20 protein-coding genes are annotated in these 23072 nt (G+C 41.7%); 13 read left to right on the top strand and 7 right to left on the bottom strand.

The annotated features are described in order from the left end of the window. The first annotated feature begins 19 nt into the window (after positions 1–19). Positions 20–541, top strand: a complete 522-nt coding sequence (locus AQ505_RS16250) for a PRC-barrel domain-containing protein (protein ID WP_062549144.1) — start codon at positions 20–22, stop codon at positions 539–541. Between the two features lie 42 nt (positions 542–583). On the opposite strand, the gene AQ505_RS16255 is transcribed toward AQ505_RS16250, so the two are convergent. Beyond that, positions 584–1243 (bottom strand): PAS domain-containing protein, encoded by a 660-nt coding sequence (locus AQ505_RS16255; protein WP_197286199.1) that lies wholly within the window; start codon positions 1241–1243, stop codon positions 584–586. Between the two features lie 206 nt (positions 1244–1449). Here AQ505_RS16255 and AQ505_RS16260 point away from each other — a divergent pair, with 206 nt between their 5' ends. Together AQ505_RS16260 and AQ505_RS16265 are read left to right on the top strand one after the other, a co-directional pair. After that, on the top strand, positions 1450–1698 hold the full coding sequence (locus tag AQ505_RS16260) for a hypothetical protein (protein ID WP_062549146.1): 249 nt from the start codon (positions 1450–1452) through the stop codon (positions 1696–1698). Between the two features lie 112 nt (positions 1699–1810). Then, positions 1811–3697 carry a PAS domain-containing sensor histidine kinase gene (locus tag AQ505_RS16265; protein WP_062549147.1) on the top strand — a complete coding sequence of 629 codons (1887 nt, stop codon included), beginning with the start codon at positions 1811–1813 and terminating at the stop codon, positions 3695–3697. Positions 3698–3702: 5 nt separating this feature from the next. On the opposite strand, the gene AQ505_RS16270 is transcribed toward AQ505_RS16265, so the two are convergent. Both AQ505_RS16270 and AQ505_RS16275 read right to left on the bottom strand, forming a co-directional pair. Beyond that, positions 3703–4806 carry a sensor histidine kinase gene (locus tag AQ505_RS16270; protein ID WP_062549148.1) on the bottom strand — a complete coding sequence of 368 codons (1104 nt, stop codon included), beginning with the start codon at positions 4804–4806 and terminating at the stop codon, positions 3703–3705. A 215-nt stretch (positions 4807–5021) separates the two neighbouring features. After that, entirely contained in the window at positions 5022–7340 is a 2319-nt protein-coding gene (locus tag AQ505_RS16275; RefSeq protein ID WP_062549149.1) for a PAS domain-containing protein, read from the bottom strand. Positions 7341–7475: 135 nt separating this feature from the next. Between AQ505_RS16275 and AQ505_RS16280 the strand changes: the two genes are divergently transcribed. From AQ505_RS16280 to AQ505_RS16300, 5 genes are all read left to right on the top strand, one after another. Further along, positions 7476–7937 (top strand): ferritin-like domain-containing protein, encoded by a 462-nt coding sequence (locus AQ505_RS16280; RefSeq protein ID WP_062549150.1) that lies wholly within the window; start codon positions 7476–7478, stop codon positions 7935–7937. A gap of 187 nt (positions 7938–8124) precedes the next feature. Continuing rightward, entirely contained in the window at positions 8125–8760 is a 636-nt protein-coding gene (locus tag AQ505_RS16285; protein WP_062549151.1) for an MgtC/SapB family protein, read from the top strand. Between the two features lie 101 nt (positions 8761–8861). Next, on the top strand, positions 8862–10103 hold the full coding sequence (locus tag AQ505_RS16290) for a BamA/TamA family outer membrane protein (RefSeq protein ID WP_062549152.1): 1242 nt from the start codon (positions 8862–8864) through the stop codon (positions 10101–10103). 115 nt (positions 10104–10218) lie between these two features. Further along, positions 10219–11190, top strand: a complete 972-nt coding sequence (locus AQ505_RS16295; protein ID WP_062549153.1) for an aldo/keto reductase — start codon at positions 10219–10221, stop codon at positions 11188–11190. Between the two features lie 48 nt (positions 11191–11238). After that, entirely contained in the window at positions 11239–12048 is an 810-nt protein-coding gene (locus AQ505_RS16300) for a helix-turn-helix domain-containing protein (protein WP_062549154.1), read from the top strand. 49 nt (positions 12049–12097) lie between these two features. Here AQ505_RS16300 and AQ505_RS26425 read toward each other — a convergent pair whose 3' ends face one another. From AQ505_RS26425 to AQ505_RS16315, 4 genes are read right to left on the bottom strand one after another with little or no spacing between them, the layout of a single operon-like run. Continuing rightward, entirely contained in the window at positions 12098–12262 is a 165-nt protein-coding gene (locus tag AQ505_RS26425) for a hypothetical protein (RefSeq protein ID WP_157262425.1), read from the bottom strand. 15 nt (positions 12263–12277) lie between these two features. Next, on the bottom strand, positions 12278–12538 hold the full coding sequence (locus tag AQ505_RS16305) for a hypothetical protein (RefSeq protein WP_062549155.1): 261 nt from the start codon (positions 12536–12538) through the stop codon (positions 12278–12280). Positions 12539–12560: 22 nt separating this feature from the next. Then, positions 12561–15920: a tetratricopeptide repeat protein gene (locus AQ505_RS16310; protein WP_062549156.1), complete on the bottom strand. Its 3360-nt coding sequence runs from the start codon at positions 15918–15920 to the stop codon at positions 12561–12563. A gap of 51 nt (positions 15921–15971) precedes the next feature. Next, entirely contained in the window at positions 15972–17300 is a 1329-nt protein-coding gene (locus tag AQ505_RS16315) for a sugar porter family MFS transporter (RefSeq protein WP_062549157.1), read from the bottom strand. A gap of 123 nt (positions 17301–17423) precedes the next feature. Here AQ505_RS16315 and AQ505_RS16320 point away from each other — a divergent pair, with 123 nt between their 5' ends. From AQ505_RS16320 to AQ505_RS16340, 5 genes are all read left to right on the top strand, one after another. Then, positions 17424–18347, top strand: coding sequence for an AraC family transcriptional regulator (locus AQ505_RS16320; RefSeq protein ID WP_082461585.1), 924 nt, complete (start codon positions 17424–17426; stop codon positions 18345–18347). 67 nt (positions 18348–18414) lie between these two features. After that, entirely contained in the window at positions 18415–18831 is a 417-nt protein-coding gene (locus AQ505_RS16325; RefSeq protein WP_062549158.1) for a MauE/DoxX family redox-associated membrane protein, read from the top strand. Between the two features lie 89 nt (positions 18832–18920). After that, positions 18921–19304, top strand: a complete 384-nt coding sequence (locus tag AQ505_RS16330) for a hypothetical protein (protein WP_157262427.1) — start codon at positions 18921–18923, stop codon at positions 19302–19304. A 175-nt stretch (positions 19305–19479) separates the two neighbouring features. Continuing rightward, positions 19480–21852: a TonB-dependent receptor gene (locus AQ505_RS16335; RefSeq protein WP_062549160.1), complete on the top strand. Its 2373-nt coding sequence runs from the start codon at positions 19480–19482 to the stop codon at positions 21850–21852. Then, positions 21849–22952: a PepSY-associated TM helix domain-containing protein gene (locus AQ505_RS16340; protein ID WP_062549161.1), complete on the top strand. Its 1104-nt coding sequence runs from the start codon at positions 21849–21851 to the stop codon at positions 22950–22952. The genes AQ505_RS16335 and AQ505_RS16340 overlap by 4 nt, the downstream gene beginning before the upstream one ends. The last annotated feature ends 120 nt before the right edge of the window (positions 22953–23072 follow it).

Genomic DNA, 23072 nt, shown 5'->3' on the forward strand with positions numbered 1-23072 from the left:
TTTACCTATCACAGAGAACATGGAAACCAAGGAACCTCACAAAACTACCTATCTGGAAGAATTAAGTGCCAGTGATTTTGAAGTTGCCGACAAGCAGCCGGATATCAATGGCTGGGAAATTGTAGACCCCCTGGGCAATGAACTAGGCGAAGTAGAAGACCTGATCTTCGACAGCAATGCAAGAAAAGTACGATATATTGTGGCCAGCCTGGATCTTGAGCAACTGGAAGACGATGGAAATGATGACTATCTGGTATTGATTCCAATCGGAATAGTGGATTTGGATGAAGATGAGGAAGAAGTAATTTTACCGGAAGTTTCTGTCGGCTTTCTAGCTACACTTCCCAGATACAGTCCGGGTAAAACCATTTCTCCGGCAGAAGAACTAGCCTTGCGTTACGCTTTCCTTGGAGAAGATGCTTTGCCTGATGCAAACGCGGTGGTCTATGAAACTCACCCGGAAGACTTTTATACCCACAAACACTTTGATGATGCCCGATTTAAAACGCGAAATACTGACCCAAGAGACCAAAATAACTGATAAAACATAGTTCAAAACAGATGTCATGGATGGCATCTGTTTTCAATTTAAAACCCTGGAAGCGATTAAGCAGACGCCAGTAATCCCGCTATTCCCATCAAATAAAGGCGTATACGCATACTGAAACCCATTTTCTATAAAGCTATAGGGTACTCCATTATGGTACACATGCTGTAATACCGGAAGGTACTTGCGCTGCCAGTCCTGCCCTAACTCCAGCATCAAATTATTTACCACCTCAATCTGGAAACCAGCTCCCTTATAAATACACATGGGTACTGGCGCCGACAATACCAGCGTCCGCAAATTCCTTTCAGACTGTGCAACCATCAGCCTATTGATCTCCAGGGCAGTAACATCTGTTGCCATTACCAATATCGCTGAAGCTTTATGGTCTTTGTTAAAGATTGGGGTATAGCTATAGTCCACGTATACATTCTCCATCTGACCACCTCGATTCAGCTTAACCCTGGCACCCTCTTCCTTCCAAAGCTCTCCAGTCTTTGCCACCTGCTTCAGGATTTCAGGATATTCCTGATTCGCCAGCTCCGGCAAAACATCAAGTAATGGTAAATTAATTATCGAAGCACTCCTACCCCATAATTCCAGCATCTTTTCATTCACCATTTCCAGCTTAAACCTATCTACATCTAAGATAGCTGCAGACACTGGAGAGTGATCAAATAATTGGTAATAGGGCAAAAAGCTTTTTTGATACATAATTTTCTTAGACGCTGATTTACTGGCTTATATTTATTTCTAATCTAAAAAAGCGGATCAAGAAATACAAATTTTATAGGGACAGCGCAGGGTTTTGGAGAGGATTACGTATCGCACCTGCAAAATAAAGTATAAATACCCTAAACTCTTTACGCCTGCAAGTGTTTATACCATACATTTAAATTAACATGAAAAGTCAAGAAACAACTATTAGCCCCGATTTACAGCAGTTCATTAATATCTTTCAGCCCAATAAATTTAAACTTTTAACTCGCGGCATTGAAGTAAGGGGAATTAGTAACATGCACAGTACCATCACTCAAGCCAAGCACCTGATTGAAAGATTAGGCCTCAACCTGACCATTCAACACAATGCAGAAATGCTGAGCTATGGTGGCTTCGAAGTAAACAACTGCGAAGGAACATTTGGAAAATAAATAACAAACACACGACTTCTGAATAAAAGACAGCCGTTTTTCTGAGTCTACCTCTGCTTTCACACCATATGACACAACTTCCATTCAGTTCCTACTGCCCCGCCCCCAGATCATGAAAAACCTAACAAATACTTCCCAGGAATTTGCGTATGATCAAAAACTTCAAACACTGCAGGCACGTGTTGATGAGTTATCAGACTTCATCGAAAATGCTTCACTGCCCTTACATTGGGTAGATAAAAATGGGTATATCACTTGGGCCAATCAAGCCGAACTTGATGCCCTAGGCTTCACAAGAGAGGAATACATTGGCGCGTCGATCACCAATTTTCATCAGGACCCGGAAGTGATCAGTGATATACTGACCAGGTTATCCAACAATGAGACCCTGCACAATTATCCCGCTCGACTGAAATGCAAGGATGGCTCAATTAAACATGTATTGATCAGTTCCAACGTAGCACGAAAAAACGGCGAGTTCATCCACACCCGCTGCTTCACCAGAGATATAACCGAACTGGTTACCGAAATGGAACGCAAGGAAAGCCTGCTGCTGGAATTGAAGGAAAGTGATACCCGGATGAAAATGGCGATCAGTTCCACAAATATGGGAACATGGGAGTATAGCCCCTCGCAGTCCTACTTGTACCTTTCCGCAGAAGCGAGCAGCATTCTCGGCTTTCCTGAAGAGCAGACAGTAGATTATACCAGTTTTTTAAGAATAGTAGACCCCCAGGAAAGAATACGCGTTCACAAAGGCTTAAATGCTTCTGTTAAGGCTACAGGAAACGACACCTATAGCACCAAGTTTAAAATTATCAGACCGAGTGACGAGGCCGAACGCTGGTTACATTTACAGGGAAAGATCACCTTAAAATCCAATCAGAAAACGAGCAGATTTATCGGCACAGTGCTGGACATAACCGAAACGGTTCTTGCAGAAGAAAAAAATTCGCGCCTCCTTGCCATTATTGACTCCAGCAACGATGCGATTATCAGTTTCAACTTAGAAGGAAAAATAACCAGTTGGAACAATGCTGCAGAAGACATTTTCGGCTTCCATCAGGAAGAGGTAATCGGATCAAGTGCACATGCCCTTATTCCTGATGAAAAACATCAGGAACTTAGCGATCTCTTAGCAAAGGTTGCCCAGGGCGAACGGGTGCATCAACTTGAAACTCGGCTGCTCACTAAAGATCAGGGTGAAATAGAAGTGGCCATTACCTTAAGTCCAATTAAAGAGGCAACAGGGAAGATCATTGGCTTTTCAAAAATCGTACGCGATATCACAGAAAAAAAACATGAAGAGCAGCGAAAAAACTCGTTCATTGCCATGGTGAGTCACGAAATCAAAACCCCAATCACAGCTGTAACTGCTTACCTGCAAATGCTTTTGCAAAAGGCCCAAAAAGAACAAGACACCTTTTACATCAACCTGCTTTCCAGAGCGGATGTGAAGGTCAAAAAGATGACAGCAATGGTACAGGATTTCTTGAATGTCACGAGATTGGAAGAAGGCAAACTCCAGATCTTGAAACAGGAGTTCGAGCTTGCCCCGCTGATTAAGGAAATTGCTGAAGATGGACAGTTCTTCAGCAACCAGCATATCATTAATATTGTCAATTGTGACGAATTAAAAGTTTACGCTGATAAAGAAAAATTAGGACATGTATTGAGTAATCTGTTGAGCAATGCCATTAAATATTCCCCGAAAGGTGGCTTCATCTTCATAAAATGCGAAACAATAGCTAAAAAAGTCAGAGTCTCCATCACAGACCAAGGAATAGGCATTAAAAAATCAGACCAGAAAAGAATCTTCGAAAGGTTCTACAGAGTAGATGATGAAAATGAATATACCGCTTCTGGTTTTGGCATAGGACTATACCTGGCCTCGGAAATCCTGGCTTACCACAACAGTCAAATTCATATCAACAGTAAAGAAAATAAAGGCTCCACCTTTTTCTTTGATCTCGAAATCTCCAGTAACACCTTATCCTAAGGTGATTACTGGGTTAACTGCCTCAAATGATGATCATCTGATTTCAAGTAAACATTGAAAACGGCTCCCTTTCCAGGCTCACTATCCACCGTAACTTTGCCCCCGGCAAGTGCCACGATCGTATTTACCAAATAAAGTCCCACTCCTGATCCTTCAGCCTGTAGGTTTATGCGGTTAAATTTTTCAAATATGGATTGCTGTGCAGCTTTTGGGATTCCTATGCCATTATCAGCCACACTGATGACTATATATCCATTTTCGCGAAAGGATTTGATCACGATTTCAGGACTTCGATCTGATGGTGTATATTTAATTGCATTATTTATAAGGTTGTAAATTACACTGCGAAGTTTTCTTCTGATAAATGTAACTTCAGAACTGTGAATCTGTTGCTTGATCACTGCATCCCTTTCTAAAATCTGTGGTGCAAGTGCCAGTTTTACATCTTCAATGATATTATGTAGATCCAATAACTCAGGCTTTGCCTGGTATTTGTCTTTTTGCCAGCGGGTATCCACAAGATCTCCAACTACCTTTTTCATTTCCAGCAAGCTGTTTTCAATATTTTGCAGCAGTGCAGGGAAATTCTCCATGCCCTTTTCTGGCATTTTTTTGAGTACATGAATCGTTAATCCCAATGCGAAAATTGGGTTTTTCAGATCGTGGGCAATGGTATCTAATAAAAGTTCGTGTTCTGTAATCAGCTTCTCCTGCTCCTTGAGGTCGTTGATCCTTGGAGTGATGTCTACGAAAGTGATGATCACGCCATTGGTCTTGTTTTCTTTTCTTACCAGATATGGCAGGATATTCATCTGATACCAGCGCATGTCGGTGGTTTGAATTTCCTTTTCCAGAATTTCACCGGTATCAATTACGGTCTTAATGTTTTCCATAATAGTAGGAAACCTAAAGTTGTCCCTGATTTTTTCAAAGGGCATTCCGATGAACTCTGCTTCAAGCTTAAAATGCTTCATCGCAGGTGGAGTAAACTTTCTAAGGATAAGCTGCGCATCTACGAAAAGCTGAGGGATTATGGTATTACTGAAATAATTCTCCAAATCTTCATTAAGATCGATTAATGCGATGGTTTGTTCATTTTGAGTTGTCATGTCTGTTTAGAGTGTTCGCTTTTTATAAATTACAATGTTTAAACAAGTATTGCGAAATATAGTTTTACTGCTCCCATTAAAGAAATTTTTCTACCATCAATCTTTTTTAACTATTCATCCATGAAGGCATGCAGCACAAGGAGCGTTGATGCACCTGGAAACTCTTTCGTTTGATGATTCGTTTCATTTTTTCTTTAGAAAGTATTTTGCTAATCCTACTCTTGATGGGCTGTTAAATAGATGGAAAACACAGCGCCCTTGCCCGGTTCACTTTCCACAGCAATCCTGCCGCCATGTCTGGAAACAATATTGTGCACTAAGAACAAGCCAATGCCAAATCCACTATAATATTTCTCGTTCTGCCCTTCCACCCTGAAAAAGCGTTCAAAGATTTTTCTCTGGTCTTTCTCTTCAATTCCGATTCCATAATCTTTGATCGCTACTTGCACTTCATCACCAATTTGCAGCACTGAAATATCAACTACATCACTGGAAGGGGAATATTTGATGGCATTGGAAATTAAATTGATCAGCACCTGACTCATGCGATCTCTATCTGCAGTAACCTCTAGCCCTGTTCCCAGGTCTAGATGGAAGAAACGATGCTGATGACTCAAACGGAAATCCTCCACTACCTCCAACACTAGACCATCAACCGAAAAACGTTCCATCTTTAAATCCATCCGACCGGCATCAATCCTGCTCAAATCCAGCATATCACCAATGAGCCCGGTCAGCTGTAACAGGAGTACATCCATCCGCGATAGAGAAGAATTGAGCTTATCTAGAAACTTAGAACCTGTTTCCCGGGCAAGTAACCTCAATAGCAGCTGCACATGCCCCTTAATCGAAGTAACCGGAGTTCTTAGTTCATGACTCAGCATACTCACGAAATCACTCTTACGCTGTTCTTCTTCTTTAAGCGCCTGAATATTAGTTGTAGAGCCCACCCACATGGTAATATTTCTATGCTCATCCAAAACTGGTGAGGCTACATTAAGGTGCCAGATGTACTCACCATCGATATTTTTGAAACGCATTTCAGAAATGTGGGGAACACCTTTTTGAGAGGCTTCCGCAAGTCCGTCCTGGAAAGCAGGGATCTCCTCAGGATGCATCATCTGGTGATAACCGAAGTCTCGAAGACTTTCAAAGTCCATTCCAGCATAATCCAGCCATTGTTTATTAAAGAAAGTTACCTCTCCATTAGGGAGTGTATTGGAAATCTTGGCGGGCACCAGATCGGCGAGCCTTCTAAAATGCTGCTCGCTTTTTTCTACCAGCTTTCTCGAATTTACCTGCTCTGTAACGTCTACAGCGACCACAAGAATATCCGATACGCGACCATCCAAACCGTCGACCGGCTGATAAACCACATTAAAAAACAGCTCTTTCAGCACTCCGTTATGCTCCAGCATTGCCCCGATCTCACTCGCATTGAAAGCTACTCCTGAGGTATAAACTTCGTCAAGTATCGCTGGAAAAGGCTGCCCTTTGAGTTCAGGAAGGGCTTTATAAAGCGGAAGCCCGATGATGTCTTTTGTTTTTCCCCAAACCTGTAAAATCCGCTGATTGGCAGTTTCTACCAGCAGTTCCCTACCATGGAGTACGCCGATTGCAACCGGAGCCTCCTGGATCAGAAACTTAAAGCGCGCCTCACTTTGGGCCAGCAGATGATTTGCAATGGAAAGCTGAGCATTAGCTGAGCTGAGTTCTTCCGCATATTTCTCCAATAACCGCTTGGAAAACACCCGATCGGTGATCTCAAAAGACATCACCAATACCCCATTTCTATTCCCTTCCAGATCTAACAGCGGCTGATAAGTATAGTCTACATAAGTTTCGCGTATACTGCCATCTGACATTGTAAAAAGCACCTGACTTTCCTTCACATCAATCACCTCACCTGTTGCCATGACCTGAAGCAATTGTCCGGCAAAAGGTTGATCGGCAAGGTCTGGCAAGATCTCCAGAAAAGGTCTCCCTACTACTTCCTCCCGTGATTTTTTCCAGTAATCCAGGTTCGTATCATTGATCATTTCCACAACAAGATCCTTTCCCCGAATCACCACCACGGAAGCCGGCAGCATATTCAATATCTGTTTAAGATTGTCGGTGGCCTGATCAGAATCCAGTCTGCTTTCGCATTTCACCTGTTTATGGTTTGGTTTCTCCAGAATCCAGACACTCAGTTTACTGATCGCAGCCCCTTCATCCTGCACAGGAGCATAGATCAAGCTGACTTGAATTTCTTCGTCCTTTCCATGACGCTGCAGCTTAAGCTCAACGTCATCGGTAGTATAGGTTTCGCCAGTATTGACGATGTCAAGGAGTGCCTCTTTATATTTCCTTTGCAGCTGTGCAAAAGGTTCCAGAAAAGACTTTCCAAGGACCTCTTCTTTTCCGATCCCGGTGATTTCTACAAATTTATCATTCACCATTTCTACCAGAAGGCCGTCAACGTTTAGGACACAAATACCTATAGGAGCACTATCAACTATGGTTTTCAACAAAGGATTGTCTGTTAAGTTCATTCGTAATTAAAAAAACGCTAAGGTAAGCTAATAAACACCTAAACCAATAAATGGGATTTTGTTAAAATGAAACCTTTCCATTTGGGGGCTGTTATTCAATATAAACATCATCTATAATAAACAAAATCTATAAAAATGGAAAACACAGCAATTAACTCAGAAATCCTTAACGACCTCATTCAAATTAATAACGATCGTGTAGCAGGCTATGAAAAAGCACTTTCTGAATTATCAGATCAAGATAGCGACTTAAGGTCCCTATTTTCGGAAATGATCAGGCAGAGTAAACAGCATAAAGCCACACTGACACAAGAAGTGCAGGTATTGGGCAGCAGTGCAGAAACCGCCAGTACAACTACATCTGGAAAAATCTATAGAGCCTGGATGGATTTAAAAGCAGTTTTCACAGGCAATGACCGTGAAACGGTGTTAAACAATTGCGAATTTGGTGAAGATGCTGCTCAAAAAGCATACAAAACGGCTTTAGAAGCAGACGGACTTTCTGTACACCTGAAAAACATTATTTCTGAACAAAAAGCAGATTTATACAGCTCACACAACAAGATAAAAGAACTTAGAGATCGCGTATCTTCTTAGTTTATCTTAGAACTGAATCTATAAAGAAAGATCGTTATTCATCATAACGATCTTTCTTATGTTAACGTTTTTCAACTTCGGATAGTTCAAGCCTATTTAACTCAAGTTGATGACTAAATAGCATATTTTAAAACAAATCATCCCAATAACAGTTAGAGAATAGCAAATAATCAATCGAAATTTATTTATGGATTTTACAGTAGAATTGGAGGATATGGTGGCTATGCTAGTTTCCATTATATGTGGTGGTGCAATTGGGTTTGAGCGGGAATATAAAAACAAATCTGCAGGCTTTCGCACCATCATTCTCATTTCCCTTGGCTCTACAATCTTCACCATAGTTTCTGGACATGGAGCTGGTGCAGACGATCGGATTTCGGCAAATATCATTACAGGAATAGGATTTATCGGGGCCGGTGTAATCTTTAAAGACAAGATTTCCGTAAGGGGAATCACCACTGCCGCCGTCATCTGGACATCTGCAGCGATCGGAATGACCGCTGGTATTGGCTACCACGCCCTGGCCTTATGCCTAACGATCATCACACTGGCGGTGCTCTTAATGGTGACCAGTGTGGAGCGCATGATTGCTCAACTTCAAAAAGAGCAAATATTAAACGTCACATTTAGGAACCCAGACTTTCATCAAATTGATCATCTTGAAAATATCTTGAGCACCAAAAACCTTTCTTTGGAGCGTGTCGAAGTGTCAAAAGAAAATGATAAGCTCATGGCAGTATTCAAAGTCTCAGGTAAGAAAAAGTATTTGTTAGAAATGAATGAAACCCTTGCTACCATACCAGAAATTATAAGTTTTTCTTAAAAACAGGATTTAAGCCATAAATGGAGCGATCTTTGTCTACAGATCTTGTTTAAGAGGCTTATTGCTATTCTCCGAAATTCCAAATTCATATTTATTGCCCTATGAGCCATTTAAGACCTTGTATTAAGATTTGCTTCCTGATGATGCTGTTTCCCTTTGTGGTCAATGCGCAGAATGCAGGAGATGTACTGCCGCAAAACAATCAGGTGCTCGATACGGCAAAACAAACAGACCTGATTGATCTTGCCAAGTCTATTTTTCACATTAAACCTGGAAAAATAAAGGAACAAAGGGGAAAGCAGATTTACTTCTCCATATTACCTATAGGAGGAACAGTACCAGGGGGATCTGGCAGAGCTTTGATCACCAGCACAACTGCTGCTATGTATCTTGGACCAAAGGCCAGCACCAATCTATCCACCGCCACTTTTACGCCCTATTGGAACTTTGGCAGCCGCTTTGGCCTGCCCATTCGAAGCAACATCTGGCTTCCTGATAATACCTGGCTGATCCAGGGAGATACCCGCTTTTTAGTTTACCCGCAATATACCTGGGGCCTGGGCAATAGTCACAGTGAACAGGAGAAGGTACTGGTAGACTATAAATACATTCGCTTTTATCAGAATGCACTGAAACGCATCCGCCCCTACTTTTACGCCGGATTGGGTTACAATCTGGATTATCGATTTAACATTAAACCTGAAAGTGCGGATATAGACCTGGCCAACTATACCGGTTATAAGTATGGTACAGGCAGCAATTCAGTTTCCTCAGGGCTGAGTTTAAATCTCGTCTATGATACCCGCAGCAATGCCATAAATCCGCTGCCTGGAATGTACGCCAATCTGGTATACCGGATCAACCCTACGTATTTGGGCAGCAACAATACCTGGAGGTCTTTGTACCTGGATGTAAGGAAATACATTTCCATGAACAAGGAAAACCCGAATCAGCAGAATACCCTTGCCTTCTGGTCTTATTTCTGGGCGGCACTGGATTCCAAAACACCATACCTTGATTTACCAAGCACAGGCTGGGATCCTTACAACCGATCGGCAAGAGGCATAGACCAGAACCGCTATAGGGGAAGAAGCCTTTTTTACCTGGAAAGTGAATACAGGCGTGACATCACCAGGAACGGCTTAGTTGGATTTGTGGTGTTTGCCAATGTCAATAGTGTTAGTGTGAGCAAAACACAGGCCTTATTTTCGTCCTGGAAACCCGCCGCAGGAACCGGACTCCGTCTGAAATTCAATAAAGGATCCAATACCAATATTGGCATCGACTATGGCATGAGCAAGGGCTACAAAAGTTTATCGTTTAATCTTGGAGAGACATTTTAAACTTAGGGCATCAGCCTAATTGAGCCATACAGACAAGTAAATTGAGCCGTATGAGAAATGGCCGGCAAACAAAAACTGATGATCTTTGATTTGTTAAAATATAACAATACCAGCTATGGAACAGATCACAAAAATAAAACTTGGCAAAAACGGTCCGCTAGTATCTAAACTAGGCTTGGGCTGCATGCGCATGTCGTCGATTTATGGAGGCCCTGCCCCTGATGAAACGGAAAGCATCGCTACTATTCATGCCGCATTGGATAATGGTATAAATTTTTTGAATACTGGTGATTTTTATGCGGCAGGCCATAACGAACTGCTCGTAGGCAAAGCCATCAAAGACCGAAGGGATGATGCCTTCATCAGCGTTAAATTTGGAGCAATTTTCTACAATGGCCAATGGTTAGGTCTCGACCTGCGTCCGAATGCGATAAAGAATTTCATCAACTACTCCTTAGTACGTTTGGGGATAGATACTATTGATCTTTATCAACCTTGCAGATTAGACAACAGTGTTCCTTTAGAAGAGGTGATTGGTACTGTTGCTGATCTCATCAAAGAAGGAAAAGTGCGTCAGCTCGGTGTTTCTGAAATTACTGCAGATCAACTGCGCAAAGCGAACAGCATCCACCCGGTAAGTGCTTTAGAGATAGGTTATTCCTTGGCAGATCGCCAGATAGAAAGCGATTTACTACCTGCGGCGAAAGAGTTGGGCATAGCGGTAGTTGCTTTCGCAAATACTGCAGAAGGCTTGCTGACCGGTACAATGAAGGCGCCTCTCGCAGCTGATGCCTACCAGGGTCATTTCTCGCGTTTTCAGGGAGAAAATCTGATTAAAAATCTGGAAAAAGTTGAGGTCTTAAAGGCAATGGCAAGGGAGAAAGGATTTACGCCAACTCAACTTGCAATTGCCTGGGTAAACGCGCAAGGTGATCATATCATGCCATTGGTGAGCATGAGCCGCAGATCCCGCTTACAGGAAAACCTCAAAGCAATGGAGATCGCATTCAATGCGGAAGAGATGAATACCCTGAATCAGCATTTTGCACCAGGGGCAATAATTGGCAGCACTTATCTACAGCGATAATTATTGGGGCTTAATTATTAAGCCCCAACTGTTTTATATCTTTATATCATGACCAATCCGAATGAAATTATTCCTGGAGTACTCTTTTACTCCTATCTCTCTGCCATGAGAAAGGATAAAGTAGCCTTCCTGGAGCACAGCACCCTGGTATTGCAGGTATCAGGTCGTTTTACAATGGAAACTGCCAGCGAAAAGTTCTCCATCACACAAGGTGAAATGCTGCTGATTCGAAGGAATCAACTGGGGGAGCTCACTAAGACTCCCTTAAATGGGGAGGACTACCAAACCATTGTCATTTGTCTTAAAGAAGAGCTGCTGAGAAAGATCGCGCTGGAAGAGCAATTAGAAATAGGGAGAAAATACAGCGGCCCGAGCAATATCCTGATTCCCGGAAATGATTTTTTACAGGCCTACTTTCAATCGGTGATTCCTTATGTGCGTCATTCCGAAGAAAAGATTACCCATGCGGTGGGCATGCTGAAAGTAAAAGAAGTGGTACTTTTGCTGCTGCATACCATGCCTGAGCTTAAAGATTTTCTATTCGATTTCTCCGAACCCTATAAGATGGATCTGGAAAAGTTTATGCTGAACAATTTTCACTTTAATATCCCGGTTGAAAAGTTTGCAAGGCTCAGCGGGAGAAGCCTTGCAGGTTTTAAGCGCGACTTTCAGAAAACATTTTACACCTCACCCAGGCATTGGCTGCTGGATAAGCGGCTAATTGAAGCCCGCCATCTGATAGAAAAAAAGAACAGGAAACCCTCTTCAATTTATCTGGATCTTGGATTTGAAAGCCTATCGCATTTCTCGCACTCCTTTAAAAAAAAGTTTGGTAAAGCGCCAACCGATCAGGTATAATGTCCTGGTTTCACCCTTCTTCTGCATCAGCCTTTAAACTACCTAATCACTAGATTTCGGTTTCTAATCCTATTTTAAGAGACCAGGCTGTCAGTTCTACCTGCAGGTATAAACCCACATCAGCAGCAGTAAAAGCGGCCTCTGGCGGACACCAGCTATGAAAGCGAAGATGGCTTATGCCGTATGCTTTAACCTTTCCAAAGACCTTTTCCATTGGAGGATATCCTGTTCATGGAAATATATTGCACTCCAGCATACCTCTTAAAAATAAAGGCTTATTATTGATTAGCAATGTTACACCGTCACTGCTTAAAGTCCGAAAGGCAAAAGAAGTTGATGCGATATATAGCTGACTACCAGACTTTATCGACTCATTCAGCTGATATAAGGAAGGATTAAACTCATCCCATTCTTTGATCGGGCCATCATAAGTCAGGTACTTGACAATGCTGCTTTCTCCAGGTTTCAGTAATAATGAAAAATATGTCATTTATAACTTATATTTTCATGTTTTAGCTCAGCTCATCAACCACCAGACCGACCGATATTAAGAGCGGAAACAGGCCAAGATGAGTGCTTGCTCCCTGGTGGTTGACATCCATATCCAATACCTGTATAAACATTTCTTTCGCTGCTTCAGCAGCACCGAGGCCCAGAGCACCAAGACCAATCAAATAACAGCAATGGATGCGATTTTTTAAATTAAGATCCTGATCAAAAACCAGTAAATCCGGGAGTGATACCGCAAAGTAATCGATCTCAATCTCGTCATTCAGGTGAATTTCGCCAAATTGGATAAAGCGTTCAAAAATCTCCTTTGCTTTGTTGGCCTCCCCAAGTTTTAACCAGGCCAATCCCTGGTAGAAGATTTTATCAGGCTGAGGGTCATTGTAAAATATTGCCTGCACCAGTTCTGTTGATCCAGAGGTGGCCTGCAAGAACTTTTGAGCCGCCTGTTCTTTCAGTCCCATTTCTTCGTACACACAGCCTTCCAGAAAATGAATGTCATTCTCCTGTGCGCCATATAACTTTCCTTCCCCAAGATTGTGGGGATAATGCGTTGCCAAGGAAAGCAGCTCAAGTGCAGTTTGATAAGCGCCTTCCAGGAGCGCAGTTTTGGCGAGTTGAGTATGGCAAAGCAGGTGCTGGCCTACTACCTTTCCTTCTCCACCCTCCCAGGGATGAAACTGTCGACTGGCGAGCATGGATTGAGCTTCCCGATAACGACTCAGGTGATTACACAGGGTGATCTGCTCCAGGAATAAATCATCACGATAATTAACCAGCTCAGGATACTTTTCCAGCATCGCCAAACGCGGTTCAGGAGCATATCCCATTTTTTTATATAACTGATCCAGCTCCATAAATACCCGCGCATCATCGCTGTCCAGGCTAAAGGCTTTTACCAGGGATTTAAGTGCCTGATCTGCGTCATTCAAATGATTATGGTAGGCTAGTGACAAATTTCTATGTGCTGTAGGAAAAGTAGGATCGTTTTTTACAGCATACTCCCAATTGGCTACTGCTTCCGTAGACTGCTGCTTTCCATACCAGAAGTTCCCCAGATAATAAGGTGCTTTAGCATCTTTTGGATTTTGTGCGATCGCAGACAACAATACATTTACATCTTCTATCCTATGAGGGAAACAGAAATCTGGAGAGGCACACTGTCCTTTTGCAAAATATGCCTTGGCTGATGGCCCATTACCAGTCTTCAGCGCAAACCAGCCCAGGTAATAATAAACCATCGGATATCCCGCGGTTTGCTGCTCACTGAGATAGATGGACAAAATCCCGGTTGCCTCTTTGAACAATCCCGACTGCGCGTATTCCAATGCACATTCTATATAATTATGAACATCTTGTCGCATCAACTGTACAAGATGGCTTAAAGACGCTTCTGAAGCGCTTAAATCACCAGCTTCCAGTTGTATGCTATATCTTTCATACAGACAGCCGAAATTGAACGGATCTACCAGCAAGGACGCTTCAAGAAAAGTCATCGCCTCTTTAAGCTTGGCCAATTTATGTAGAATAGCCGTTTTAAGGTGACGTGCAGCTGGTGAATGGTAATTACGCAGCAAAGATTTATTGATCAAGTATAGTGCATCTTCATAGTCCCCCTTTCCCGCAGCAATTCGTGCCAGTTCAAAGAAACCGGCATCCTGCCAGGCAGCATTCCATGTTGATTTATAAAATGCTTCATAAGCTTCTTCCCCCTTTTCCTGCATTTTTAATGACAGCCCCAGATTGTAATAAGGCTCCCCATCGTAAGGATTAGGATTACGTGATGTTAACGTTTTTATAGCGGTACGAAAAAACTGTTCAGCAGCAGCAAATTGTCCGCGTTTCATGTTCCATAGTCCCATTGAATTGTTGCAGCGGACATCTCCAGGCTCCCTTTTCAGGGCTTCCATATAATAATCTGTAGCCAGGTAACTGGCATGACGGTATTGTTCAATATGTAAGCCGTTCAGAAATAACTCCTCAATTGACGCTATTTCTTCGGGGGCTTTTGCTGCGGTTGCAGCTGCTGGAATTTCCTTTGAATTTACCTTTTCCTGTTCATAGCTCACCAGCAGCTTATGATCGGATGTTTGCACGAGCACACGAACACTTCCCATAGAAAAATCGCTCTTGAGCAGAATGACTTTCTCAAAAACCGAAGATGGAGAAAGGTCAAAGCAGGAAGTATCCTGCAACACTTCATCTATAAATAAGCTGACCACAGCAGAAGGATAAGATGCGGTCGCATAAACTTTTATCTCCAGCGTATCTCCATGCTGTTCTACGTTGATCATCGCTTCTTTAGTGGCATTCTTAACGGCAGCCACTTTAGCATAAGGCATAAAATACTGCTCAAATGTTTTTTCTTCATTAGGCTGCAGCCAGGAGAAATCAGGCTGATTGTCGGTATAAACGCCTGTCATCAATTCTATATAGGGGCCATCTTCATCCGTCAGATTTCTATCCCAGGAGAGTCCAAAGTCACTATTCCCCCAGGTCCATTGCTTTTTGCCCGGTGCAATATGATGATTGGCCACGTGCAGCATTCCCGCCTGTGTATCATGCTCATATCCTCCAATAAAATTATAGCTGGATCGGATTGCCATGTAAGAAGTAGGCACAGGAATATTTTTATAACAGGAAATGTCTGTTCCTGGTGAATAGTCTTTTTTATAATAAGTACCGGTAGCCATCGGAAAATCCGAAACATCACGCTTACCGTGATCAAAAACAGCATATACATCCGGTGGAAAAATCGACTGGTAGTGATCATTGACTTTTACCGCAGGGTTTGCCCACCACAAAAATGTTTGTGGAAATGGTGTGGGATTGTATACTTTTCCTTTGACTTCGAGATAAGCCTTATCCGGATATAAGGTAAAACCTGCCATTCCTTTAGTACGAAACATCAGTTCCAGCTCATTTACCCAAATGGTTTTACTACCATCATCATTTGATGCTATGGTAAAATCTATCGGGTCAAATGTACTTGGACGATGGTGCTGCGGCCAGTTGAACTCTATTCCTCCTGAAATCCATGGGCCGGTTAAGCCTACCAATGCGGGTTTAATCACCTGGTTATAATAGATAAAATCACGGTTGCGCACTTTATCATAGGCTCTTTGGATCCTTCCTCCGAGTTCGGGAAGCACCATTATTTTCAAATATTCATTTTCTATAAATACTGCGGTATACTCCTTATCAATTTTTTCATCAGATATTTTCTCGATAACAGGGTTCGGGTATACTGCTCCTGTGCTGCCTTGGTATACTCTTTTTTCTAAAAAAATAGGGTTCTTTTCCGGCTTACCTGTTTCGTAAGTAGGAATAATAACTTTCTCCAGCCATGCGGTTACTTCCATCATATAATTCGTGCTTCTTGTATAATTCTTGCTTCTTGATTAGATATATATTTCTTAATGGGGACTAAAAACAGCTTCCAGTTCTTCCAATGTTTTCCCTTTGGTTTCTTTCACTCTTGACTTTACAAATAGGAAACCCATGATACAAATCCCGGAATAGAGGTAAAAGGTATTGTGCATGCCGATCCATTTGGCAAGAACAGGAAAAGTAAAGGTGAGTAAAAAGTAGGCTGCCCATAAGCAGAGGATGGCGATAGAGGATGCTGCCCCCCTCACATGGTTAGGGAAAATTTCTGAAATCAACACCCAGGTTACTGGTCCGAGGGAGATGGCATAAGTTCCTATCGCCGCTAGTAAAAACACACCGACTAAAGCAGAATGTGCGGCTAGTAATTGTGCGATCAGCAGGTACAATATAGCCAGTGTAGCTGCACCGAATAACAGGAGTGGTCTACGGCCAATTTTATCCACTAGAAACATGGCCAAGATGGTAAAAAACAGGTTTACGCCGCCTATAAATACCGCCTGCAGCAATTGATCATCTTTCGACGCACCAATACTGGCAAAGATATTTGAAGGATAATTAAAAACCACATTAATCCCGCAGAGCTGTTGAAAAACAGCAAGCACAATTCCAATGGTTACTGCTGGAAATACGGCTTTCCCGAAGACGGCTGTATAGCTAACTTTTTGATTTCCTTTTGCGGCAGTCTTTATCAGATCCATCGCTTTAATGGAAAAATCAGCACCGCCAATTTTTTCCAGCACCTTCAGTCCTTTACTTTCTTTTCCGGTCTGCAGTAACCACCTCGGACTTTCCGGTAACCAAATGACCCCGATAATGAACAATGCAGAAGGGATCGCACCGAGGCCAAACATCCATCGCCAGGCATCAGGCCCACTATTGCGCAGGGAATAATTGATAAGGTTTGTAATGAGGATGCCAAGTACAATGGTGAGTTGGTTGATGCTCACCATTCTGCCACGGTATTTTGCCGGAGAAACCTCAGCAATGTACATAGGTGACAAAAGAGAAGCCATCCCTACTCCGATTCCTGCTACAAATCTGGAGAAAATAAAGAAACTAAGTTCGGTAGCAAATGCCATTGCGAGCGCGGAAAGGCCAAAGATGAGGGCCGCCAAAAAAAGTCCTGGTCTGCGGCCATATTTATCGGCCACACGGCCTGCTAATAAGCAGCCAATGATGGCGCCAAGCGCCAATGAGCCTGTTGCAAAGCCTTCCCAATATTCATTTAGTCCAAACTGATCCCGTAAAAAAGGTAAAGCACCTGAAATTACGGCAAAGTCAAAACCAAACAGGTATCCTCCCAGAGCGGAGACAAATGAGATAGACAAAAGGTATGAAGTTTTAAATTGTTCCATTTTCGGTTTAGGTTAACAAAACCAAATTTGAACTAATAAAAGCAACCCTACAATAGAAATAATTCTGAAAGGAATGGACTATTTTATGAAATTATATATAATTTCAGCCCTGACAAAAGGCATATGGAAAGCGCAACAATTGAAATTAAAAAGAAAGAAGGCTTTAACGGTCAAAAAGCAATTGTATTGCCCCGGTCAATTCTGGTGAAAGCGGGTGGTCCTAATCCGCTTTCTGCAGGCCTCTACCTCACGGATATTGGATTCTACCCCAAAGCAAAATTTCATTACCGGGAACGCAGCCATGGGATCGATCAGTACATCCTTCTTTACTGTACAGATGGAAAAGGTGAAGTAAGAATAGAAGACAATTCCTATGCACTTAAAGCAGGGAACTTCATTGTGATACCCGCAGATAAATCTCATGCTTATGAATCCGATCAGAATAACCCATGGAGCATTTACTGGGCACACTTCAAAGGCCACCTTGTTAAATCACTGATCAAATTATTGGTTAAAAGACAAAAAGGTTATAAAGGTCTTGTACAGTTTAATGAGTCAAGGATAAAACTGTTCGACGATATTTATTCAAATCTGGAAAGAGGGTATAGTACGGATAACCTATGCTATGTAAATATTAGTTTCGGTTACTTCCTTTCGTCCATTATTTTTGATGAGAAATTTAACTATTCGGCTAAGCAATACACTATAAATCCCATTGATGTAGCCATTGAGTTTATGCAAAAAAACCTGCATACCATCTTTACACTGGACGATGTCGCTAAATCAGTTAATTTATCCACCTCTCACTTCTCCGCACTTTTCAAAGATCAAACCGGCTTTGCTCCGATCAAGTATTTTAATCACATTAAAATTCAGAAAGCCTGTCAATACCTTCAGTTCACAGACCTCCGGATCAAAGAAATTGCCTCCATCCTTGGTATAGATGATCAGTATTACTTTTCAAGGATGTTTTCAAAGATTATGGGCGTCTCTCCACAAGATTATAAGATAAAAAGAGAAACACTCCGGGAAACAAAATTTTTATAAAACCGAGCCCGGAAAAGGCATATATTTATCACTAACAGAAGGTTTTTGAGTTATTAAATTAGAAAAAATGAAAATATCAGAGGTTAAAATTGCAGAATGGTTTTTACGAATTGCATTAAGTGCAGGATTTTTATCTGCTACAGCTGACCGTTTTGGTTTATGGCCAAAAGAAATTTCGGCCTGGGGCAATTGGCAAAGTTTTGTAGATTATACAAAAAGTTTAAATCCATTATTTCCAGATAGTTTCACCCCCTTCCTCGCTTATAGTGCAACCGCTTTAGAAATTATTTTGGGCATTTTGCTGCTGACTAATTTCAAAACAAATTGGGTAGCAAAGGCAAGCAGTATATTACTTTTACTATTTGCACTATCTATGACTTTTTCTAAAAGCATTAAAGTTCCACTAGATTACTCTGTATTTTCAGATTCAGCAGCTGCATTTGCGCTGAGTATTATTGTCCAGGCAAAAAAAAAACGTCTGTAACAGTTCCATACGTAGAGGCCACATACATCGATGAATGACTGAACCTACATTCAAAAAAAAACATACCTTTGCCCAGCTAAAAACTACAGTTGAGAAGATTAGTTTGTCTTTTATTACTCCTAATGGTCATCTTTCAAACCTTTAACAGGTTAATGATCAACCTGGCTTTTAAAGCCAATCAGGATTATATTGCCGCAAATTTCTGTGAGAATAAAGATAAACCAGAGAAACACTGCAATGGGCGCTGCATACTTGTAAAAAAGCTAAAGCAGGCAGAGCAGAATGAAGAAAAACAGAGAACTGAAAATCTGGCAAAAACTGCATTACTTTATTTTTGTAAAATTCATCTCCTTGCAGTAGGTGATCCTTTATCGGATCTAGAGCAAACAGGTTACAATCCTTTCTACCTCAACTTTAAACCTTCGTTCTTCGCTAACGACATCTTCAAACCGCCCCAGCGATATACCTGCTAAAAATTATTTTATTTTTCATCATAATGCTGCATAGTATATGGGCATTACATGTCCGTTATTGACAGTAAATTATGCTGTAAAAACATTAATCATCAGAAGAAATGAGGTAAACCGTGTCCAAAAACTGCGTTGACGGGAGCCTCATAAGCATCAATTTTATAATTCAATTATTTCGATGAAAATCAACATTTTCAACATTATATGGCTATTACTGCTGATCAGCAGCAAATCCTTTGGCCAACAACCTAGTACAGGAAAATTAAAGGGTCGCATTGTTACCGTTCAGAATGAACCAGTAGCAGGTGCTACGGTTCAATTTCAAAACACTATGATCACCACAATAACAGACTCAGATGGCGCATTCAAATTTTCTGCTATTCCTGCCGGAACTTATGTGCTTCTGGTCTCTAATGTGGGATATCTGGCCCACAAGCAGAACCTGCTCATCATCACCGGAAAAAATCCCTTCCTCAATCTTCAGCTTTCAGAAAGTAAGCAGGAATTGACAGAAGTGACCATTCATACCAACAGGAATTCGTACCAAACAAAATCATCCAATACGGCAACAAGAATGGATATCCCCCTACTGGAAACGCCACAATCTGTACAAACCGTTTCTTCAAAGGTCATTCAGGACAGGCAATCTTTTACCCTCAACGAACTAGCCAGTACTTTTACAGGTATGAAAGCCAATAATGGGAATGGTTCCTTCACTATGAGGGGATTTACAGCTTATTCCCCTACTGACGCCAGCTTTCTCCTTTACAATGGCATTAGAGGGAATCTCTTTCTATGGAGTCAGCAGCCCCTATTGTACAACGTTGAATCCGTGGAATTACTTCGTGGCCCTTCAGGAGCTTTATTTAGTGAAGGTGCACCCGGGGGCGTGGTCAATTTTATTACTAAGAAACCCCTGGAATCTCCACAATACAATTTTGACTTATCACTAGGCAGCTGGAATTTCCGCAGGGCATCTGTTGACCTTACCGGACCATTAACGAAAAACAAAAAGCTCCTTTACCGGACAATTGTAGGATATGACAGGTCAGAAAGCTTCCGAAATGACCAGGATAAAGAAAACATTTTCATCGCTCCATCATTCACTTACCTATTCTCTAACAAAACAAATCTTAACCTGGAGCTCAATTATGCATATCAAAAAGCTGTTCATCAATATGACAATGGGACTTTCATCGGTACCAGAGCCGATGGCAGCTTTGATTTCAACTACTACCCGGACAACCTGACTGTTCAAAGTCCCACGGATTATGGAAAAACGGACAATACATCTGCCACACTTACCTTCAATCATAGTTTCAGGGAAAACCTTAAGTTGACAGTTGTACAACGAGCAGTAAGAAATGTACTCGATTTTACGGACCACATCCCAGTTGGGAAAATCAAAAATGACTCTATTAGTAGGGCATACCAGGACTGGGAAACAGACCGGTTTAGTCTGCAAACAACTGCTTATGCAAGCTACAATACCAACACAGGTTTATTAAAACATCAAATTATTGTGGGTGCCGACTATAACCGATATGGCTGGACAAAAAATGATTATCAATATAAACCAGCTTCAAGGATTTCCATTTTTAATCCAAATTATAGCAACGATCCTCCTTCAGCAAGTTTACCTGCAGAGGAATCCGATGACAACAAGCGTGTCACTAACTTAACAGGGTTTTACATTCAGGATCAAATCAGTTTTGGAAGACAACTAAAAGCCTTACTTTCATTAAGGTATGACAACTATGATGGCAAGGAAACCCCACTCTCTTCCAGAGACAACAAACAGGGAGACCAGCTTCAGGCTTCCGGATGGATTCCCCGTGCAGGATTAGTTTATTTACCATTAGCGCAGCTATCGATTTACGGAACATATCTTAGGTCCTTCAACCCACAAACCTCCAACAATGTCCTTTCCGGCGGACCATTTCCTACTCGAAAGGCCACTCAATATGAATTGGGAGCAAAAGCTGATTTCTTAAATCAACTACTGTCGACCACTTTGTCCATATACGAGATCAAATATGCAAACATCCTAACCGCAGCACCTACTGAAGAAAACTCCCACCGTCAGGCAGCAATTGATGGCACACGCAGTAGAGGAATCGAATTTACAGCAATGGGCAGCATTCACAATTTTAACATCATTGCAGGTTATGCTTATAATGAACACGTAATACTCAGCACTAGTGCCTTTGGAAAAAAGGGCGATCGCTTTGCTAATGCCCCCAAACACATGGCCAACCTCTGGTTAAAATACAACCTGAACTATACCTCATTTAAAGCGCTGGGAATAGCTGCAGGCGTACGTTATGTGAGCGATCAGGTAGGGTTGATCAGCAATCAGAACTTTATATTCCCAGAATACACCGTATTTGATGCCGCGATTAATTTCCAGAAAGGACGATATAATTTTCAAATCAATGCCTATAATCTAACGGATAAACACTATTTCACCGGAAGCAGATCAAGCACAGTAACAGCCGGTTTAGGCGATCCATTTAATTATAGAATTGGAATAAGCTACCAAATCCGATGAGCAAAGGGAATTATATCAGCAAACTTGCGTTTGCTATGCACAGCTGGCTTGGCCTGATCAGCGGCACATTTCTACTGCTGCTCGGGCTAAGCGGATCCGCACTAGTCTTTCTAAAAGAGATTGATCATGCCATTAATGCTGATTTACTCCAGGTAAAGCAATCGGGGAAAGCACTTTCTTTAGATACGCTGTATAGGAAAATTGGAAAAGAGCATCCTAATTTAGCAGGTATTGCCTGGTTAAATCCGGATGCCCCTGCCAATGAAGCCTATGAGTTCCGGCTTTATCAAAATGATGGAAAGCTCAGCACCTATGACCTTGCTATGGTCAGCATCAACCCATATTCTGGCGAAACCTTACGTGAAGGAAAGCTCAAAAACCTGAACCCAAGTGTGATGTACTGGATATTACAGTTTCACTGGAGCTTTCAACTGGGTATCCCTGGGTTATTATTAGCCACCCTCTTCGGGATCACGATGCTCTTGTCTTGCACAACAGGAGCAATCATTTACCGAAAACAGCTATGGAAAGTATTGACTTTCAGGGCAAGATTAAAATGGACAAATTGGCGAACCATATCCTCGAGTCTACATAGAGTGCTGGGAGTTTGGGCGCTACTTTTCAATGTAATAATTTTCTTTACAGGTTTCTGGATGAATAAATTCGCATTAGATCCTGGTTATTGGAAAAAACAAACCATTACATGCCCATTAAATAGCTTATCCAAACAATCCATAGATTATATGCTTTGGAAGGCAAAAAAGAGTATGCCAGCGTTAAAGATTAAAAGTGTTTATCTACCTACCCAACCGGGGAAAAGTTTCAAAGTTACTGGCACTATGAAGGATCAGTCTGCATTCTTCGATACTGGAAATTCTGTTTCTATTGATCCTGGTAGCGGACAGATTATTTCTATGGTACATTTGGCTGAAAAAAGTGTAGGGGAAAAGTTAGAGGCTACATTTTTCTCCATTCATGCAGGTAGTTTTGGTGGCGTACCCATCAAAATACTGTATGTGATTATAGGCCTGCTTCCAGGTTTACTTTCTATTAGCGGCGCAGTGTTGTGGTGGCGAAAAGTAAAAAAACGATATCATTAAAAATTCAACTGTCACAATTTGAAGGTTGCAGAAGTATAACTTCCGCAGCCTTCTTATTTACGCTGGAGCACTTTTAACCAGTTCAGAAGGATTAAGAATTGAGAACGATTTGTCTATTGG

The organism is Pedobacter sp. PACM 27299 (genome assembly GCF_001412655.1).
Lineage (GTDB): Bacteria > Bacteroidota > Bacteroidia > Sphingobacteriales > Sphingobacteriaceae > Pedobacter.

Bases quoted from the DNA above. Each gene is read 5' to 3' on its own strand.
- AQ505_RS16250 (WP_062549144.1), top strand. From the start codon at position 20: ATGGAAACCAAGGAACCTCACAAAACTACCTATCTGGAAGAATTAAGT.
- AQ505_RS16260 (WP_062549146.1), top strand. From the start codon at position 1,450: ATGAAAAGTCAAGAAACAACTATTAGCCCCGATTTACAGCAGTTCATT.
- AQ505_RS16265 (WP_062549147.1), top strand. From the start codon at position 1,811: ATGAAAAACCTAACAAATACTTCCCAGGAATTTGCGTATGATCAAAAA.
- AQ505_RS16270 (WP_062549148.1), bottom strand. From the start codon at position 4,806: ATGACAACTCAAAATGAACAAACCATCGCATTAATCGATCTTAATGAA.
- AQ505_RS16275 (WP_062549149.1), bottom strand. From the start codon at position 7,340: ATGAACTTAACAGACAATCCTTTGTTGAAAACCATAGTTGATAGTGCT.
- AQ505_RS16280 (WP_062549150.1), top strand. From the start codon at position 7,476: ATGGAAAACACAGCAATTAACTCAGAAATCCTTAACGACCTCATTCAA.
- AQ505_RS16285 (WP_062549151.1), top strand. From the start codon at position 8,125: ATGGATTTTACAGTAGAATTGGAGGATATGGTGGCTATGCTAGTTTCC.
- AQ505_RS16290 (WP_062549152.1), top strand. From the start codon at position 8,862: ATGAGCCATTTAAGACCTTGTATTAAGATTTGCTTCCTGATGATGCTG.
- AQ505_RS16295 (WP_062549153.1), top strand. From the start codon at position 10,219: ATGGAACAGATCACAAAAATAAAACTTGGCAAAAACGGTCCGCTAGTA.
- AQ505_RS16300 (WP_062549154.1), top strand. From the start codon at position 11,239: ATGACCAATCCGAATGAAATTATTCCTGGAGTACTCTTTTACTCCTAT.
- AQ505_RS26425 (WP_157262425.1), bottom strand. From the start codon at position 12,262: ATGGAAAAGGTCTTTGGAAAGGTTAAAGCATACGGCATAAGCCATCTT.
- AQ505_RS16305 (WP_062549155.1), bottom strand. From the start codon at position 12,538: ATGACATATTTTTCATTATTACTGAAACCTGGAGAAAGCAGCATTGTC.
- AQ505_RS16310 (WP_062549156.1), bottom strand. From the start codon at position 15,920: ATGATGGAAGTAACCGCATGGCTGGAGAAAGTTATTATTCCTACTTAC.
- AQ505_RS16315 (WP_062549157.1), bottom strand. From the start codon at position 17,300: ATGGAACAATTTAAAACTTCATACCTTTTGTCTATCTCATTTGTCTCC.
- AQ505_RS16320 (WP_082461585.1), top strand. From the start codon at position 17,424: ATGGAAAGCGCAACAATTGAAATTAAAAAGAAAGAAGGCTTTAACGGT.
- AQ505_RS16325 (WP_062549158.1), top strand. From the start codon at position 18,415: ATGAAAATATCAGAGGTTAAAATTGCAGAATGGTTTTTACGAATTGCA.
- AQ505_RS16335 (WP_062549160.1), top strand. From the start codon at position 19,480: ATGAAAATCAACATTTTCAACATTATATGGCTATTACTGCTGATCAGC.
- AQ505_RS16340 (WP_062549161.1), top strand. From the start codon at position 21,849: ATGAGCAAAGGGAATTATATCAGCAAACTTGCGTTTGCTATGCACAGC.